Raw genomic sequence first — 17,391 nt, forward strand, 5'->3', positions numbered from 1 at the left:
AGACAGCTGCGGGAGGGACGGCAGTGAAGAGTGGAGCGATACGGCGGCTCGCGACGGGGCTGGCCGTGACAGTGGCGGCCGGGATGCTCGGGGTCGCCGTGCCGGGGCAGGCGCACGCCGCGGCCACGTCGTGCGAGGGACGCAAGGTCAGGTCGTTTCCGTTCTCCACCGGCACGGTGGAGGTCTACAAGCGGCGCGGTTACGTGTGCGCGATCACGCTTCCCAAGCGTCCCGGGGTCCGCCAGTACATGAAGGTGTACCTGCGCGCGTACGGGCTGCTGCCGGTCGAGGACGCCGACAAGTACAAGTACCGCGCCGGACCCGTCACCGTGCACGCCGGGCAGCGGAAGGTGTGGGTGAAGGGCCAGGTCGGCCGGGGCACATACGACTCGGACGGCTGGATCCGGCTCTGAGGCACAGGTTGCTCACAGGGTTTTCCCCATCAACAGGCCATCTCCCCTGGTGCGGACCGGTGTTGCGCCGCTAGCGTCCGGCGCACATCTGTACTCACAGGGGAGGGTGCATGCGCAAGGCGCTCAGATGGCTTCTCACACTGGTCGTGCTCATCGGCACGGTCGGCACGGCGGGGGCGGCCACCGCCGCCGAGCCGGGAGCCCAAGGCACCGGTGCCACCGCCGACATCAAGGATCAGCTCCTCGCCGTCCCGGGGATGAGCCTGATCGAGGAGAAGCCGTACACCGGTTACCGCTTCTTCGTGCTCGACTACACCCAGCCCGTCGACCACCGGCACCCGTCCAAGGGCACGTTCCAGCAGCGGATCACCGTGCTGCACAAGGACGTCAGCCGGCCGACGGTCTTCTACACCGGCGGCTACAACGTCTCCACCACGCCTCGGCGCAGCGAGCCGACCCAGATCGTGGACGGCAACCAGGTCTCCATGGAGTACCGCTTCTTCACCCCCTCCAGGCCCGACCCGGCCGACTGGACCAAACTGGACATCTGGCAGGCCGCCAGTGACCAGCACCGCATCTTCAAGGCGCTGAAGAAGATCTACCCGAAGAACTGGCTCTCCACGGGCGGCTCCAAGGGCGGCATGACCGCCACCTACTTCGAGCGCTTCTACCCGCGGGACATGGACGGAGTCGTCGCCTATGTCGCGCCCAACGACGTGGTGAACAACGAGGACTCGGCCTACGACCGCTTCTTCGAGAAGGTCGGCACCAAGGAGTGCCGCGACCGGCTGAACGCGGTGCAGCGCGAGGCCCTGGTGCGGCGCGAGCCGCTGGAGAGGAAGTACGCCGACTACGCGGCGGCGGAGGGTCTCACCTTCACCACCGTCGGCAGCCTCGACAAGGCCTACGAGGCCGTCGTCCTCGACTACGTCTGGGGCTTCTGGCAGTACAACCTGCTGGCCAACTGCGGTGACGACGAGCTGATCCCGGCGAACGCGAAGACCGCGACCGACGACCAGATCTGGAACTCCGTCGACACGATCTCCGGCTTCTCCGCCTACGCCGACCAGGGTCTGGAGACGTACACGCCGTACTACTACCAGGCGGCCACCCAGCTCGGCGCACCGACGATCAAGTTCCCGCACATCGAGAAGAAGTACATCCGGTATGGCTACCAGCCGCCGCGCAACTTCGTCCCGCGCAGCATCCCGACGAAGTTCCAGCCGTACGCGATGCGGGACGTGGACACCTGGGTGCGCAACAACGCCCGTCACATGCTGTGGGTCTACGGCCAGAACGACCCGTGGGGCGCGGAGCGGTTCCGCGTCGACAAGGGGGCGAAGGACGCGTACGTGTTCACCGCGCCCGGCATGAACCACGGGGCGAACGTCGCCGGTCTGGTCGCCGACCAGAAGGCGTTCGCGACGGCCAGGATCCTCGCCTGGGCGGGCGTCCCGGCGACGGCCGTCGCCGCGGCGAAGCCGCTCGCGAAGTTCGACACGAAGCTGGACGTACGGGACGTGGAGCGCGAGCCCACCCTGCGTCCGTAGTCCGCGGCGCGCCCGGCCGGGCTCACAACGGCCGGGCGCAGCCCACCGGCTGGGGGCCGCCGAGCTGGACATACAGGGCCGTCGACAGCGGGCACCTGCTGCGCGCGACGACCGCCTTCACCACCTTGTACTGCGGTTTCCGTGCGCCCCTGCCGTCGCAGGCGGTCTCCCTGACCTGCCCGCTGCCCGAGCCGTACACGCAGTCGCCGACGATGGTCCGCGGGCCGCCCCCGCCGCCAGGGTCGCCGGGATGCGGCGGCTGGAGGTTGCGCATGCAGGCGTAGCCCTGCGGCACCGCCCCGTCACCGTCCTCGTCGGAGATCCGGCTCTGCTCACTGATGTGCAGCACGAAGTCGGTGGTGGCCGGGCAGGGCGGCCCGTCGGCCGTGGTGCCGTCGTGCCGGGCCACGACCCGGGCCGCGGCCCGCTCGCCGGAGCAGGGCACCTCGGTGAAGCTGGTCTTGCCGAAGGAGCTGCACTCGTCGATGGCGAGGAACACCGCGCCGAAACCGGAGGCCCGGGTCGTGGACGGCGGGACGGGGGCCGTGACGGCGGACCCCTCACCGTTCTCCCCACCGGCCGCCGACTGCGTACACCCCGTCAGCAGGGCGGCGAGCAGCACCGCCAGTACGTACACCACCCCCGTGGACACCCTGTCGCGCATCGCCATCCCCCCGGCCTACCCCCGCGTCCAGCGTGACCGCCGCGGCGGGGCCACGCCAGACATGTGGGGTCCTTTGCGCCTTTCGGGGGTGATGTACGAGTTGCGAGTCGTACGGAAGCTACGCCCCCCGCGCTATCGGCCGTACGACAGCCCGTACCCGACCGGGTACAGCACCTTCGCGGGATCATCCGCCCGCTGCACCGGCACCGGCAGCCTCCCGTGCGGTGCCGCCTTCCCGGCGATCACCCGTGCCGCCGCCCGCAGCTCGACGTCGGTCCAGGAGTAGGTCGCCAAGTACGCAGGAACTGAGGGCAGTTGGGCCACGTCGTAAGGGTTGCGGATGGCGACCGCCACCACCGGCCTCCCGGTCGCCAGGAGCTGCTCGACGAGGGTCCTCTGGGCCGCGGTGATGTTGTACGTCCCCACGACCACCGCGTCCGCCTGCCGTGCGGCCGCGACGGCCTGGGCGACCACGGCCGCCGAGGGGGCCGTACCGGTCGACAGGGCGGTGGCCGTGAAGCCCAGCTCGGTGAGGGCGGCGGCGAGGACCCCGGTGGGCGGGCCCGTCGTACCGGACGGGGAGGCGGGGTCGGCGCCCACGACGAGCAGCTTGCGGTGGGTGCGGCGGGACAGGGGCAGCAGCCGCTGCTCGTTGACCAGCAGGGTCGTCGTGCGCTCGGCGATCCGGTCGGCGGCGGCGAGGTGGGCCGGGGTGCCGACGGTCCGGGTGACGCCGCCGTGGCTGACGTAGGGCTCCTCGAAGAGCCGCAGCCGGGCCTTGAGCCGCAGGATCCGCAGGACCGACTCGTCCAGCCGCGCCTCGGTGAGCTCTCCGTCCTGTACGGCCTTCAGGACGGCGTTCCAGGCCACGTCCAGAGAGGGCGGGTTGAGGAGCTGGTCGACACCGGCCTTGAGGGCGAGGACGGGCACGCGGTCGTCGCCGTACTTCGTGCGGACCCCCTCCATGCCGAGGGAGTCGGTGACCACGACCCCGTCGTAGCCGAGTTCGCCGCGCAGGATGCCGGTGAGGATCGGGTGGGAGAGGGTGGCCGGGTCGCCCGAGGCGTCGAGGGCCGGGAACTGGATGTGCGCGGTCATGATCGAGGCGATGCCGGCGCGGATCGCGGCCCGGAAGGGGACGGCGTCCAGCTTCTCCCACAACTCCCGGCTGTGGGTGATGACCGGGAAGCCGTAGTGGCTGTCGACCGCGGTGTCCCCGTGTCCCGGGAAGTGCTTGGCGGTCGCGGCGACCCCGGCGCCCTGGTAGCCGGCGACCTCGGCGGCCACGAGCCCGGCGACCTCCTGAGGCTCCGAGCCGAAGGAACGGACCCCGATGACCGGGTTGGCCGGGTTGACGTTGACGTCGGCGACCGGGGAGTAGTTCTGCCGGATGCCGATTGCCTTGAGCTCCTGCCCGGCGACACGGCCGAGGGTCCGGGCGTCCTTCCGCGAACTGTCGGCGCCGATGGCCATGGCGCCCGGGAAGAGGGTGGCGGGCTCGCCGACCCGGCAGACGATCCCGTGCTCCTGGTCCGTGGAGATGAGGACCGGCAGGCCGCGCGGCTGGTGCAGCGAAGCCTTCTGGATGCCGTTGGAGAGGTCGGCGATCTGGTGCGGATCACGGGTGTTGTGCGCCCAGGTGAAGTAGATGATCCCGCCCACCCGGTACCTGGCGATCATCTCGGCGGCCGTACGGACGCCGATCTCCTTGAGGTTGGCGTCGATGTCGGCCTGGTCGGGGGCGGTGGCGGAGTGGCCGTAGACCCGCATCACGAAGAGCTGGCCGACCTTCTCCTCCAGTGTCATACGGGAGACGAGGGAGCGGAGCTTGTGGTCGTTCGCGTGTGCGGTCCCGCTGAGGGCGAGTGAGGCGGCGGCGCCTGCCGTGGCGGCGAGGACGGTACGTCTGGAGGGCACGTGCGCTCCTTCCGGAGGTGATCCGCTGAAGGAAACTTCCGTGGGGTCACCAATATCCGGGAAGTTTCTGCCGGTCAAGGGAGCGCACAGTAACCAGGAAGGGGCCGCCATCGGCGCAGTTGGAGGGGGGCGCGCCGATGACGGCATGCTGCCGGCCGCAGTACGGAGGAGAGGGTGTGGTCAGCGTTCGCAGCCAGCAGCGAGGCCGACGCCGTACCGCGGTGACTCTCCGGCAGCTTGCCGGTTGGACGAGTGGGGGCGGGGCCAGGTTCCCGGCTTCCGCCCGATTTCCCCAAGTTGGTGTGGCCGGGGTCAACGGGACGGATGAGTCGGCGACTTGTGCGGCGTATGGTTGATGGATGGGTCAGTTGATGCCGCTCCTGATCATCGTCGGCGCACTCGTCGTGGTGCTCGCCCTCTTCACCGCCCTGGCCGGGCATGTCCGTCGACGGGGCACGGCCGGCGGCGGCCTGCGTGGGGCGATGGCAGCCTACGACGAGGCGTTCCACGGGACGGCGGCCGACTCGTACTACGAGATCCAGGTGCAGACGGACCGCAGGTCGCCGCTGCCCGACGACCGGTGGAAGCGGGGGCCGCGCTCCGGGCGCCGCGCCTGAACGGGTCCATCGCGTGGTGGGGTCCATCCCGTGGACGTGCCGGCGTCGGGGCTGCTCGTGGGGCGATCATGAGGGGCATGCCCGCCCTCTCCCTCCCCGGCTCCAAGTCCATCACCGCCCGCGCCCTCTTCCTGGCCGCCGCGGCCGACGGCGTGACCACCCTCGTACGCCCCCTCCGCTCGGACGACACGGAGGGCTTCGCCGAGGGACTGGTGCGGCTCGGCTACCGGGTGGGCCGCACGCCCGACACCTGGCAGGTGGACGGCCGCCCGCAGGGACCGGCGGTCGCCGAGGCCGACGTGTACTGCCGTGACGGCGCCACCACCGCCCGCTTCCTGCCCACCCTGGCCGCGGCCGGCCACGGCACGTACCGCTTCGACGCCTCGCCCCAGATGCGCAGGCGACCCCTGTTGCCGCTCTCGCGTGCGCTGCGCGACCTGGGCGTGGACCTGCGGCACGAGGAGGCGGAGGGGCACCATCCGCTGACGGTGCGGGCGGCGGGCGTGGAGGGCGGCGAGGTGACGCTGGACGCGGGCCAGTCCTCCCAGTACCTCACCGCGCTCCTGCTGCTGGGCCCCCTGACCCGCCAGGGCCTGCGCATCCGCGTCACGGACCTGGTGTCGGCGCCGTACGTCGAGATCACCCTCGCGATGATGCGGGCGTTCGGCGTGGAGGTGGCGAGGGAGGGCGACGTCTTCGTGGTCCCGCCGGGCGGCTACCGCGCCACGACCTACGCGATCGAGCCGGACGCGTCCACAGCGAGCTACTTCTTCGCGGCGGCGGCGCTGACCCCGGGCGCCGAGGTGACGGTGCCGGGGCTCGGCACGGGCGCGCTCCAGGGCGACCTCGGCTTCGTGGACGTCCTGCGGCGGATGGGCGCGGAGGTGTCCGTCGGCGCCGACGCCACCACGGTCCGGGGCACCGGCGAACTGCGCGGCCTGACGGCCAACATGCGCGACATCTCGGACACCATGCCGACGCTGGCGGCCATCGCCCCCTTCGCCTCCGCCCCGGTCCGCATCGAGGACGTGGCCAACACGCGGGTGAAGGAGTGCGACCGCCTGGAGGCCTGCGCGGAGAACCTGCGTCGGCTGGGCGTGCGGGTGGCCACGGGCCCGGACTGGATCGAGATCCACCCGGGACCAGCCACCGGGGCTCAGGTGACGTCGTACGGCGACCACCGCATCGTGATGTCCTTCGCGGTCACCGGCCTTCGGGTCCCGGGAATCTCGTTCGACGACCCGGGATGCGTACGGAAGACTTTCCCCGGTTTCCACGAGGCGTTCGCGGAGCTGCGCAGGGGCATCGGGAGCTGAACGGGCGTTGAGTTTCCAGCTGGAAGGACCGGTCCTGGCAGGCGAGTTGGTGCGCCTGGAACCGCTGGACCACGGACACACGGCGGACCTGGCCGTGGCGGCGGAGGAGCAACGCGGTACGTACGCGTACACCTGGGTGCCCAGGGCCCACGAGGTCGAGGACTACGTCGACGCACAGCTCGCGCGGGCGGCGACGGGACGGCTGGCGCCCTACGCCCAGGTGTCGGTGGCGACGGGCCGGGCGGTGGGAGCCACGTCGTTCTGGGAGCCGCGGTGCTGGCGCTCGGACGATCGGCTCGACGCCGTCGAGGTCGGGTTCACCTGGCTGGCGGCCTCGGCACAGGGCACGGGCATCAACGCCGAGGCCAAACTGCTGCTCTTCCGGCACGCCTTCGAGGGGTGGGGCGTCTCCCGCGTCGACCTGAAGACGGACGCCCGCAACGCCCGCTCCCGCGCCGCGATCGAGAGCGTCGGCGCCCGCTTCGAGGGCGTCCTGCGCAACTGGTCCCGCTCCTGGGCCCCCGGCGAGGACGGACTGCTGCGGGACTCGGCGATCTTCTCGGTCACGGCGGAGGAGTGGCCGGGGTGCCGGGGGCGGTTGGAGGAGCGGGTGGCGGGGTTCTTGGCGGGGCGGGGGTAGTTGCCGGTTCTTGTGCGGTGGTGGGGTGCTTGGCCGCCTCACCCATGGCGCCGGAGTAGCACCCGGATGGAACGGGTCATGATGCGAGGGCGAGGTTGTGCATGTGGGTGACGGCCTGGACCGCGTGGTGAGAACCTTGTGCAACACCCTTTAACTCTGCGGGGACACAGGCTGGCCCGTCGGCCTGGAGAACGTCTGCCGAGACTGGATCGCGCCCGAGTGTGCGTTCACGTTGACCACGGCTCCGGAACTGCCGCAAGAGACCACGACGCGCCACACCGCCTGCCAGGAACCGTGCTCTCTGACGGCCAGCAGTTCCCCCGCATCGACTTTCTTGCATGATGGCATGGTCTTGGATGCCGTCGCGGCGGCTGCTTCCTTACTGACGAGGACTTCCGGAACGGAAACGTCCGGAGCCGCGTGGACGGACATCTGGGAGATGCGCCCGGCGCGGTCGACCTCAACGTCGAGCCGCATGGGCATGAGGACACCATGGTGGTATCGGCGCCAGCTCACCATCCAGCCCAAAGCAGCGTTGTCGCCGACCCCGGACACCTCCACCCGGCTGCCCGGGAGGCCCCAGGGGTAATGCTCGCGCGCATAGGCGGTCGCCACGTCTTGAGCCTGCCGGGGAGTGCGCGGACGGACGGTCACACCAGGCACGGGGAATCCGGTCTCTGCACCCTTGTCGGACATGTCAAGGCTTGCCGTGACATCCGTCGAGTCGGGCCAGGACACCTGCAGAAATCCGGCAGGGAGCCCGACGATGAGCGTGCCGTGCTTCGCGTTGGGCGATGATGCGTACTGGACATCCTTGATGGCGAAGTGGTCGCCGAACGCGCCGGACACGGCCTTCTCGGCAGCCCTCCTCTGAGCAGCACTGGCAGTACTGACTGCATCGGTCGCGGTGACGCTGTGAGGGTGAATTGACGCTGCCCATACGGTGCACAGTGCTGCGACCAGCCCGACAGCGCTGATGGAGGTCGGCCTGACTCGGAAGGTCCACGGAGTGAGGGAACGCGAGTCCCGCCTGACCAACAGCAACCCGCAGAGTGCTCCGAGCAGGGCGCCGGCGGAGTTGGTCACGAGGTCGCTGGTGTCACAGGCCCGCCCGATCGAAGGGATGGCGCCTTGCGCGGTTTCGATGACGGAGGACAGGCCGACGCCGACACAAACGGGAAAGGCCAGACGTCGTGTGACCAGCGTCCCGAGGAGCCCGGCGGGGACAAACATTGCCATGTTGAGAAGCCCCTGCACCGTGGTGAAGGGTTCGAACACGTCGCGGTTGACGACGCAGTTCGCTGCCACCTGGGAGCCGCCAGTGGACCACATGGTCAAGCAGAGCGCACCGACAAGGGACGCCGCCCACATGCCGACCAGAACCGGACGCTCCGTTCTGCTCGCGGAAAGCCGGAAAGCGACCGTGCCGGCCCCGGCTGTAATGATCAAGGCAGTAATGATGAAGACGGTCTGCCCTCGGAACACGGCTTCCAGCACAACGGACCCTTAGGGAAGAGGAATCAGTGAGGACCTGGTTGCCTCCTCTGCGATGCGACCGCAGAGGAGGGCAACCGACGGACTAGCAGTTCTTGGTGGGCGGAGTCTGGAAAGTGGTGCCGCCGGAGTACAGCAGGCCGACGTCGGGGTTGCAGGTAGCGGACGGCGACCACTGGTAGTTCTGCTGGTACGAGGTCGAACACGTCACGGTCGGGCTCCAGTGGTTGGTCCCGCTGCGCAGGTAGCCGAGTTTGCATGAGACGGAACTGCCGGACGCCTTCCCGTACTCCACATCGACGTAGGTGCCCTTGCTCGTCTCGTGGAGGTAGAGCGTTCCGTTGGAGAGCTTGGTGCAGACGTCCCAGTTCGTGATGTAGCCGTTCGACGGGCACGAGGTGTCGACAGCATGGGCGCTGGTGGCGCCGAACAGCGGTATCAGTGCGGCTGACGCCACAACTGCGACGCTGCGGATGCGTGCGTTCATTGTATGTCTCCCATGTCCTTATGTGATCTTCACGCTGATGCGCGCCGGACCGTACCAAGATCATCTCTGCCTGGTCAAAAGCAGGGCGAGGCTGGGTGGTTGGCCCCTGTGTGGCTCCGGCTGCGCGACGCGGGAACGGGATTGATGCTTCACAGATCATGCGCAATCGCAGTGCCCTGTGATCGGACCTATGTTCGATTCGCGGTGAAGTCGATCTCGGCATCGGGCATGGAGATGCGCGCTCGGGGTTGAGGAACCGCTGGTAAGCCCGCGGGCCGAGCCGCCGCGGAGCCAAATGCCGTCCGGCACGCGCGACCCCGGGCCGTACCTTGATGTATCCCTCACCTACGACGGTGCGAAGGCCGTCGAGGTCGCCGGCGGCTCGCCCCGTAGTCCGGTCGTCAAGTCCTGCGACCCGGAGTCCACTTCGGGGCGCGGCCTGCTCCTCGTGGAGGCACTAGCCGATTCTTGGGAGGTGCCGCGGCGGGAATTCGGGAAGTCGATCTGGGCCCGCGCGGTGGTGTGCAGCTGATCCAACACCACCCCCAGCACTGCGTCTGCCTCCGCTCCTGCCCGTATCGCCGCGAACACATGCCGTGCGGGTGGCGGGTCACCCTCCACTCGCAGCAGGGCCAGGTGCCGCGAGGCGTACACCGGCCGCACCATGCGAGGGAGCAGGGCCACCCCCTGCCCCGCCTCCACCAGCGCCGCCAGCGCACCCCAGTCGTTCACCGCGTGCCGGATGTCCGGGGTGAATCCGGCCGCCGCGCACACCGACCGCGCCACCGCGCCCACGCAACTGCGCGCATCCCCCACGATCCATGCCTCCGCGGCCAGTTCGCGCAGGTCGACTCGGTCCCGGCCGGCCAACCGGTGGCCGGCCGGGACGGCGATGTCCATCACGTCGGTGAACAACTCGGTACGGCTGTAGCGGGCGTCCGTGTGCGGGGGCGCCGCCGCGAAATGCACCGCCACGGCCACATCGACCTGGCCCGCGTCCAGCGCCGTGAACAGCTCCGGCGGTTCGGACTCCATCACGTCGATCCGGACCTGGGGCAGGCGATCGGCCAGCGCCCGCAGTACGCCCGGCAGCAGGCCGAGGATCCCGCTCGACAGACAGCCGATCGTCACCGACCCCCGCCCGCCCTCCCCGTAGGCCCCCAAGTCGGCCCGCGCTCGCTCCAGTTGTGCCGCGATGGCGTCGGCGTGACCCAGCAGCACACGTGCCTGACCGGTCAGCCGTACGCCTCGGCCGTCCTTCTCCGTCAGCGGTACGCCCGTCTCGCGGGCCAGCGCCGCGATCTGCTGCGAGACGGCGGACGGGGTGAGGTGCAGGGCCTCCGCCGTCCTCGCCAGACTGCCCCGGCGCTGGAGCTCGCGCAGGACGGTCAGCCGACGCAGGTCGATGGTGAAGGGTTCGCTTACCTGTTCCACCGTGAAAGATTAACTGGACCTGTCTGTCGGCGATCGGAAACCATCGACGCCATGACCGCCTACCTCATCCTCCACGGCTGGCAGAACCACCGACCCGACAAGCACTGGCAGCACTGGCTCGCCGACCGTCTCACCAACCTCGGCCACCACGTCACCTACCCCCAGCTGCCCGACCCCGACGACCCCGACCTCGACACCTGGCTCACCGAACTCGCCCGGCATCTCGGTCGACTGCCTGCCACCGGAGAGCGTGTCGTCATCGCCCACAGCGCCTCCGCCCTGCTGTGGCTGCACGCCGTCTCACGCGGGCTCGTGAAGCGCGGCTCCGCCGACCGCGTGCTGCTCGTCGCCCCGCCCTCCGCCTCCGTCCTCGGACACCATCCCGAGGTCGCCGAATTCGCCCCGCCCGCCCTCGACTTCAGCCTCCCCGGCGCCACCCGCCTGGTCGCCGGCGACGACGACCCGTACTGCCCGGAGGGGGCCCGCGAGACCTTCGGCGAGCCGCTCGGCATCCCCGCCGATATTCTCCCCGGCGCCGCCCACATCGACCTGGACGCCGGCTACGGCTCCTGGCCCGCCGTCCTGGACTGGTGCCTGGACCCGGATGCGCGGATCACGCCTCGCCCGTAACCGGAACCGCCCGCAACTGAGGTGTGCTCGCCCCGACGTACCCCACCGCCGCCACGCACATCAGCCCGCCCGTGATCAGTGCCGTCACGCCCGAGCTCCAGCCCGCGACCAGGCCGCCGCGCAGGTTGCCCAGGTGCGGGCCCGCCTGGCCGACGGTCATCTCGGCGGCCGTGACCCGGCCGAGCAGGGCGTCGGGGGTGTGGGTCTGGACGATGGTCGTGCGGGAGAGGACGGCGAGGGCGTCCGCCGCGCCGGCCAGCGCCAGGATGCCGAGCCCTGCCCAGGCGCTGGTGGTCAGGCCGAACAGCGCCAGGGCCGCACCCCAGGTCGCCGACGCGCACAGCATCACCGGACCGGGGCGGCCCAGGCGGGTGACCGGGCCGGAGAAGACCGTCGCCGCGACACCCCCCACCGCGAGCGCGGACAGGAACAGGCCGAGCGTGCGCGGGTCGCCGCCGAAGCGCTCCTCGTTGACCAGCGGGAACAGGCTCACCGGCATGGACAGGACGGTCGCGGCCAGATCGGTCAGCAGCGCGCCGCGCACCACCCGGTGACCGGTCAGGAAGCGCAGCCCGTCCAGGACACCGTGCAGACCGGGGCGGGACTTCTCGCCCTCCGGCGGCAGCGCGGGCAGGCCGTAGGCGCCGTAGAAGGACATCGCGAAACTCAGGGTGTCCAGGAGGTAGCAGACGCCGATGCCCCACCAGCCGAGCACGACCCCGGCGACGGCCGGACCGACCAGCATCATCGCCTGACCGGTGACCTGCTGGAGCGCGAGTCCGGCGGCCACCTGCTCCCTGGGCAGCAGCCGCGGCACGAACACACCGGCGGCGGGCGCACCGAGCGCGGCGAAGGAGGTCTGCGCCGCCACCAGCAGCAGGACGACCATCACCGGCGCGTGCCCCGCGAAGCCCTGCACGGCCAGCAGCAGGGAGCAGACCGCCGAGCCGACGGTACCCGTGAGGTACACCCGGCGCCGGTCGGCCCGGTCGACCCAGGAACCCGCGAACAGGCTCACCCCGACCATCGGCACCGCCTGCGCGACGCCGACCGCGCCGCTCCAGACCGTGCTGTGGGTCATGTCCCACACCTGGTACATGACGGTGACCGTGGTCATGAAGGTGCCGAGCGTGGACACCGTGCGCCCGAACAGGAGCCGCCGGAAGACGGGTGAGGTGCGCAGGGGCCGTACATCGAGGAACGTACGGCTGAGGCTCATGACACGGGAAGCGGGGGAGGGGCGGGCTGAGGCACCCGGGGACGGTACCGGGCCGTGTCCGTCCCTGCCAGCGATTAGTGGCCGTCAGGCGGAGTCGTTCAGGAGCCGGGCCAGGTGGTCGCGCCCCGCCTCCAGCAGCTCCTCCAGCGGCGCGGCCGCCTCGTACCAGCGCTTCTCGTACTCCCAGCACAGCCAGCCGTCCCAGCTGTGCCGGGAGAGGACCTCCACGCACTCCGCGAGCGGCAGGACACCGGTGCCGAGCGCGACCGGGGTGGTGTCCTCGGCCGAGGCGATGTCCTTGACCTGGACGTATCCCAGGTGCGGGGAGAGGGCCGCGTAGGTCTCGGAGGGCTGTTCGCCGCCGAGCCAGGTGTGCATGACGTCCCAGAGCGCGCCGACCTGACGGTGGCCGACCGGGCCGAGGACCCGGATCGCGTCGGCACCCGTGCGGTGCGAGTCGTGGGTTTCGAGGAGGATGCGTACGTCGAGGTCGCCGGCGTACTCCGCGGCTGTACCGAGCCGCCGGGCGGCCGTGGCGTCGGCCTCCTCGCGGGACTGGTCGGAGGCGGCGCCGGGGAAGACGCGCACGAAACCGGCGCCGAGGTCGCGGGCGAGGTCCAGGAGACGGTGGATCTCCTCGACCACGGGTTCGTCGTCACCGGGGGCGGCCACGCGCGCGTACCCGGCGAGCCCCAGCACCTCCACGCCGGCCGCCTTGAACTCGGCGACCGCGTCGGCCCGTTCGGCGAGCCCGATACCGGGGTGCACCGGCTCCTCCGGATGCGCGCGCAGTTCTACTCCGTGATAGCCGTACGTGGTCGCGAGCCGCAGCACGTCGGTCAGGGGGAGGCCGGGGACACCGAGGGTGGAGAACGCCAGTTTCATGCGCCTACTCTCGCCCGGTGGAGTCGGTGAGGTCCAGTCCGGGCGGGGTGGCGGGCGGCGAGTGGCTCAGCCGACGGCCGGCTCGGCCTGCCTGGCGGCGGCGGGCAGGGTCGGCCTCGGCTCGGGCGGCGGGCCGGGTTACGGCTTGGCCGATGGGGTGAGCCACGCCCCGCTCGACCGGCGCAGGTGGGCTTGGCCCCGGAGCAGGGACCTGGCGGCGGGCTCAGCCACGGCCCGATGGACCGGCAGCCCGATGGACCGGCAGCCCGGTGGACCGGCAGCCCGATGGACCGGCCGCCTGGTGGACTGGCAGCCCGGTGGACCGGCAGCCCGATGGACTGGCTCGGCCACTCACGACCTGACCGGCTCAGCCAGTTCGCAACCCGACCGGCTCAGCCACTCACAGCCTGACCGGCTCAGCCAGTCACCGGCCACACCCCCGTCACCGTCACGTACCCGTACCCGTCCCGGTCAGATCCAGCCGCCAGTCCTGCCCGTTCAGGTCCTTGCCGAAGGAGCGGTGGGGTTTCTCGGCGGCCAGGACGAAACCGTGCCGCTGGTAGACGCGGCGGGCGGCGGTGAGCACGTCGTTGGTCCACAGCACCAGGTCGCGGTAGCCGACCCCGCGCGCGAAGTCGACGACGGCCGACACCAGCCGGTCCCCGATACCGAGCCCGCGCGCCTCGGGCTCGACGAGGAGCAGCCGCAGCCGGGCGGTCGCGGGCGCCTCGTCCCGTACGCACATCACACAGCCCACCGGCCGCCCGTCCAGCTCGGCGATCCACACCCGCTCCAGATGCGGATCGTGGTCCTCCGCGAAGTCGGCGACGATCCTCGCGACCAGGGCTTCGTAGTCGGCGTTGAAGCCGTACTCGGCGGCGTAGAGGGCCGCGTTCCGGGCCACGATCCAGCCGAGGTCACCGGGACCCGGCTCGCGCAGCAGGACGTCCTCGCGGCGGGGAGGGCGGCCGTCCGACAGGAGGGTACGGACGGTCCGCATCGCCTCGGAGAGCCGGGGCCGGTCGGCGGAGGGGACGGTCGCGAGGAGCGCACCCACGGATTCGTCGGCGCGCTCGGCGAGCAGCGCGGCGGTCTCCCGGCCGCGTGCGGTGAGGGTGACCCGGCGTCGGCGCGGATCGCGGTGCGAGGTCGTACGCTCGATCAGTCCGTCCTGCTCGAACTTGTTCAGGATCCGGCTCAAGTACCCGGCGTCCAGCGAGAGTTCGGCGCGCAGGTCAGCCGCGTCGGTGCGCGGCGAGTGGGCGAGCTCGTACAGGACGCGGGACTCGGTGAGGGTGTACGGCGCGTACAGCTGGCGGCTGTAGTCAAGGGCGCCGATGACGTTCGTGTAGAAGCGGTTGAAGGCGCGGATGTCCTGGACGGTCATGATCGGTTCGACCCCCGGATACTTGACTCAGTCAGAGATACCGATGGACCGAGCGTAGGACGTCCGCGCCCGCCGCGGCTACCCCTCGGTGGCGGGCCGGTAGACGCACAGCTGCACGCCGGTCTTCCCGGTGACCGTGGACACCAGCTCGAAGGGCCGCTTCGCGCCGTCCTCGGGGAAGATCGACTTGCCGCCGCCGAGCAGTACCGGCATCACGATCAGCTGGAGCTCGTCGACGAGCCCCTCGCTGATCAGGGTGCGGACGAGAGTGGGACTGCCCATCATCGCCAGCTCGCCGCCCTTGCGCTCCCGCAGCTCACGGATCCGCGCGACGGCCTCGGAGCCGGGGATGCGCTCGGTGTTGTTCCAGGTCAGCTCGGAGTCGTCGAGGGTGTCCGTGACGACGTACTTCTTCAGGGAGTTCAGCCGGTCGGCGAAGGGGTCCCCCGCGCGCTCCGGCCAGGCCCCCGCCATCGTCAGATACGTCCGCCGCCCGTACAGCAGCGCCTCGGCCCGCTCCATCCCCTCGGTGAACGCCGGGCCGAGCACCTCCGGGTCGAAGTAGGGGTGCGACCAGCCGCCGTGCGCGAAGCCGCCGTCGGTGTCCTCCTCGGGCCCGCCGGGCGCCTGCACGACCCCGTCCAGACTGATGAACTCACTGACGACGATGCGCATGGGACTCACTCCAGTTCCTAGTCGATTACGGCAGTACAGACCGGGGTGGGGCACGGAACTCATCGGTGAAGGGGGAGCGTTGTCGGGGTGACGGTCGCCCTCGGGTGCGGCCGCCGTCGACGGACGGGCCGTGCCTGCGCAGGTCGTCAAGCGAACCGACCCACACACGAGCTCCTGGAACAGGCACTCGGCACCCCCGCCCTGCCGACACCCACCCAATGCCACCAGCGCGCCCGCTCACAGCCGAACGGCATGGAGATGCCCGTCCCGCCCAGGCGCCTCGCCCCCTCTGCTCCGTGGGGAGGCCGAAAGCGGCTTTGAACATCTCTCTGTAACCGTTCCAGTTCGTACCGTTGACACCCCGTACACGGCACCTTACTGTCACGCCAACTTCCGAACGTTTGTCGATATTTCGAACACACGAAAGGCAATTGCCCTGCACCCCCGGAATCAGCACGCACGTGGCCGGAACGCCGTGGCGCAGCCCGACGTAGGTACAGGAGCACGCCGGCAAAGGGAGCACGAGAGTCGGCGATGCCAGGCCGTAGCAACGCACTGATCGGCGATGTGCGAGATGCCGAGGCGTCTGAGCACCGACTCGAGCAACGTGCCGGGCCGGCCTGATCGCAACCGTGCGAGCGAGGTTCGCCGGTTGCTCGCTCGCCTTGAAACCCGTGCACCAAGACCCCGACGACCTCGGCTGCTGCGTGCGGATCGGCGAGGGCGCCGAAACTGATCCGCCCCGGTGCACCCCTCAGTCCGAAGTCCGGTCCGCCCGGGGATCTGCCCGTACGGCACTCGTCTGCGACGCCTGCCCCTGCCACAGCGCCCGGGAGCGCGAACAGCGCTCCGACTCGCTCTCGACCTGTCTGCCGAGCGCCCGGCTCGCTCCACCACTTCCCCCTCGACGTCTGGTCCGCCGGAATCCCTCAACGATGAGAAGGACAAGGAACGATCGCCATGTTCAACCGAAGAACCGCCCTCGCCTCCCTCGCCGGAGCCGCCTCTCTCGCCCTCACCGCGTCCGCCTGCGGCCAGAGCAGCGTGCGCAGCTCCGAGGGCACGTCCGTGGGCGGTACCGTCGGCGTCGCCATGCCGACCCGGTCCTCCGACCGCTGGCTTACCGACGGCAGGAGCATCGTCAAGGACCTGAAGGGCAAGGGGTACAAGGCCAAGCTGGTCTACGGCGACGACGACCCGAAAGCCCAGGTCTCCCAGATCGAGAACCTGATCAAGCAGCGCGTCGACGCACTGATCATCGCGGCCATCGACGCCAGGTCGCTGAACGGCGTGCTTCAACAGGCCGCCGCTGCGCACATTCCGGTGATCTCCTACGACCGGCTCATCCTCGGCACCAAGAACGTCGACTACTACGTCTCCTTCGACAACGAGATGGTCGGCCGGATGCAGGCTTCCCACATCATCAAGAAGCTCGGACTGGAGGACGGTAAGGGTCCGTTCAACATCGAGCTGTTTGCCGGCTCCCCCGACGACAACAACACCAAATACTTCTTCGAAGGTGCGATGGCCCGCTTGCAGCCGTTCCTGGACAGCAAGCAGTTGGTCGTCCCGTCGGGTCAGACCAAGCTCAGCCGGATCACCACCTTGCGCTGGGACGGGCCCACCGCGGAAAAGCGCATGAGAGGCATTCTCGCCACGTGGTACCAGAGCAAGAAGGTCGACGCGGTCCTGTCGCCGTACGACGGCATCTCCAGGGGGGTCCTGTCCGCGCTGAAGTCAGACGGCTACGGCTCCGGCAGCGAGCTCCCGGTCATCACCGGTCAGGACGCCGAGCCTGCCTCGGTGAAGTCGATCATCGCGGGTCAGCAGTCGGAGACCGTCTACAAGGACGTCCGCGAACTCGCCGGGGCCGCCGCAGACATGGTCGACGACATACTCAAGGGCAGGCGTCCGCGGATCAACAACAGACGCGACTACAACAACGGCGTCAAGAACGTGCCCGCCTACTTGCTGCAGCCGCAGAGCCTCGACGAGACCAACTATGACGTTCTGATCCGGGACGGTTACTACACGGCCGATGAGCTCAAGTAGCGACGGGCCTT

The 17,391-nt window shown here is 70.1% G+C and carries 16 protein-coding genes; 7 read left to right on the forward strand and 9 right to left on the reverse strand.

What is annotated here, in order from left to right:
• Positions 1–23: 23 nt before the first annotated feature.
• Together D1369_RS26120 and D1369_RS26125 are read left to right on the forward strand one after the other, a co-directional pair.
• Entirely contained in the window at positions 24–413 is a 390-nt protein-coding gene (locus D1369_RS26120) for a hypothetical protein (RefSeq protein ID WP_007382201.1), read from the forward strand.
• 110 nt (positions 414–523) lie between these two features.
• A complete protein-coding gene (locus D1369_RS26125) occupies positions 524–1,963 on the forward strand; it encodes a S28 family serine protease (RefSeq protein WP_007382200.1) in 1,440 nt (479 codons plus the stop codon).
• 22 nt (positions 1,964–1,985) lie between these two features.
• Here D1369_RS26125 and D1369_RS26130 read toward each other — a convergent pair whose 3' ends face one another.
• Complete coding sequence (locus tag D1369_RS26130) at positions 1,986–2,627, reverse strand: hypothetical protein (RefSeq protein ID WP_007382199.1); 642 nt, start codon at positions 2,625–2,627, stop codon at positions 1,986–1,988.
• A 132-nt stretch (positions 2,628–2,759) separates the two neighbouring features.
• Positions 2,760–4,544, reverse strand: a complete 1,785-nt coding sequence (locus D1369_RS26135; RefSeq protein WP_037900121.1) for a glycoside hydrolase family 3 protein — start codon at positions 4,542–4,544, stop codon at positions 2,760–2,762.
• A gap of 359 nt (positions 4,545–4,903) precedes the next feature.
• Here D1369_RS26135 and D1369_RS26140 point away from each other — a divergent pair, with 359 nt between their 5' ends.
• From D1369_RS26140 to D1369_RS26150, 3 genes are all read left to right on the forward strand, one after another.
• Complete coding sequence (locus tag D1369_RS26140; RefSeq protein ID WP_007382197.1) at positions 4,904–5,161, forward strand: hypothetical protein; 258 nt, start codon at positions 4,904–4,906, stop codon at positions 5,159–5,161.
• A 77-nt stretch (positions 5,162–5,238) separates the two neighbouring features.
• Complete coding sequence (aroA, locus tag D1369_RS26145) at positions 5,239–6,477, forward strand: 3-phosphoshikimate 1-carboxyvinyltransferase (RefSeq protein WP_037900119.1); 1,239 nt, start codon at positions 5,239–5,241, stop codon at positions 6,475–6,477.
• Between the two features lie 7 nt (positions 6,478–6,484).
• Positions 6,485–7,117 carry a GNAT family protein gene (locus tag D1369_RS26150; protein ID WP_007382195.1) on the forward strand — a complete coding sequence of 211 codons (633 nt, stop codon included), beginning with the start codon at positions 6,485–6,487 and terminating at the stop codon, positions 7,115–7,117.
• 150 nt (positions 7,118–7,267) lie between these two features.
• Here the strand turns inward: D1369_RS26150 and D1369_RS26155 are convergent, their stop codons facing one another.
• The 3 genes from D1369_RS26155 to D1369_RS26165 form a co-directional block, all read right to left on the reverse strand.
• Positions 7,268–8,614, reverse strand: coding sequence for a VanZ family protein (locus D1369_RS26155; RefSeq protein ID WP_007382194.1), 1,347 nt, complete (start codon positions 8,612–8,614; stop codon positions 7,268–7,270).
• A gap of 82 nt (positions 8,615–8,696) precedes the next feature.
• Positions 8,697–9,068, reverse strand: a complete 372-nt coding sequence (locus D1369_RS26160; protein WP_050789703.1) for a hypothetical protein — start codon at positions 9,066–9,068, stop codon at positions 8,697–8,699.
• Positions 9,069–9,443: 375 nt separating this feature from the next.
• A complete protein-coding gene (locus D1369_RS26165) occupies positions 9,444–10,532 on the reverse strand; it encodes a LysR family transcriptional regulator (protein WP_007382192.1) in 1,089 nt (362 codons plus the stop codon).
• Between the two features lie 51 nt (positions 10,533–10,583).
• Here D1369_RS26165 and D1369_RS26170 point away from each other — a divergent pair, with 51 nt between their 5' ends.
• A complete protein-coding gene (locus D1369_RS26170) occupies positions 10,584–11,162 on the forward strand; it encodes an alpha/beta hydrolase (RefSeq protein WP_037900116.1) in 579 nt (192 codons plus the stop codon).
• Here the strand turns inward: D1369_RS26170 and D1369_RS26175 are convergent.
• The 4 genes from D1369_RS26175 to D1369_RS26190 all read right to left on the reverse strand — a co-directional run bounded on the left by D1369_RS26175 (position 11,146) and on the right by D1369_RS26190 (position 15,328).
• The gene (locus D1369_RS26175; RefSeq protein ID WP_007382190.1) at positions 11,146–12,381 is read right to left on the reverse strand and encodes an MFS transporter; all 1,236 of its coding nucleotides are present in this window, start codon (positions 12,379–12,381) and stop codon (positions 11,146–11,148) included. The genes D1369_RS26170 and D1369_RS26175 overlap by 17 nt on opposite strands.
• An 84-nt stretch (positions 12,382–12,465) precedes the next feature.
• On the reverse strand, positions 12,466–13,266 hold the full coding sequence (locus tag D1369_RS26180; RefSeq protein WP_118082632.1) for a sugar phosphate isomerase/epimerase family protein: 801 nt from the start codon (positions 13,264–13,266) through the stop codon (positions 12,466–12,468).
• A gap of 448 nt (positions 13,267–13,714) precedes the next feature.
• Positions 13,715–14,653 carry a bifunctional helix-turn-helix transcriptional regulator/GNAT family N-acetyltransferase gene (locus tag D1369_RS26185; protein ID WP_007382188.1) on the reverse strand — a complete coding sequence of 313 codons (939 nt, stop codon included), beginning with the start codon at positions 14,651–14,653 and terminating at the stop codon, positions 13,715–13,717.
• Between the two features lie 78 nt (positions 14,654–14,731).
• On the reverse strand, positions 14,732–15,328 hold the full coding sequence (locus tag D1369_RS26190) for a dihydrofolate reductase family protein (protein WP_007382187.1): 597 nt from the start codon (positions 15,326–15,328) through the stop codon (positions 14,732–14,734).
• Positions 15,329–16,288: 960 nt separating this feature from the next.
• Here D1369_RS26190 and chvE point away from each other — a divergent pair.
• Positions 16,289–17,380: a multiple monosaccharide ABC transporter substrate-binding protein gene (chvE, locus tag D1369_RS26195; protein ID WP_007382186.1), complete on the forward strand. Its 1,092-nt coding sequence runs from the start codon at positions 16,289–16,291 to the stop codon at positions 17,378–17,380.
• The last annotated feature ends 11 nt before the right edge of the window (positions 17,381–17,391 follow it).

The organism is Streptomyces sp. CC0208, from assembly GCF_003443735.1.
Lineage (GTDB): Bacteria > Actinomycetota > Actinomycetes > Streptomycetales > Streptomycetaceae > Streptomyces > Streptomyces sviceus.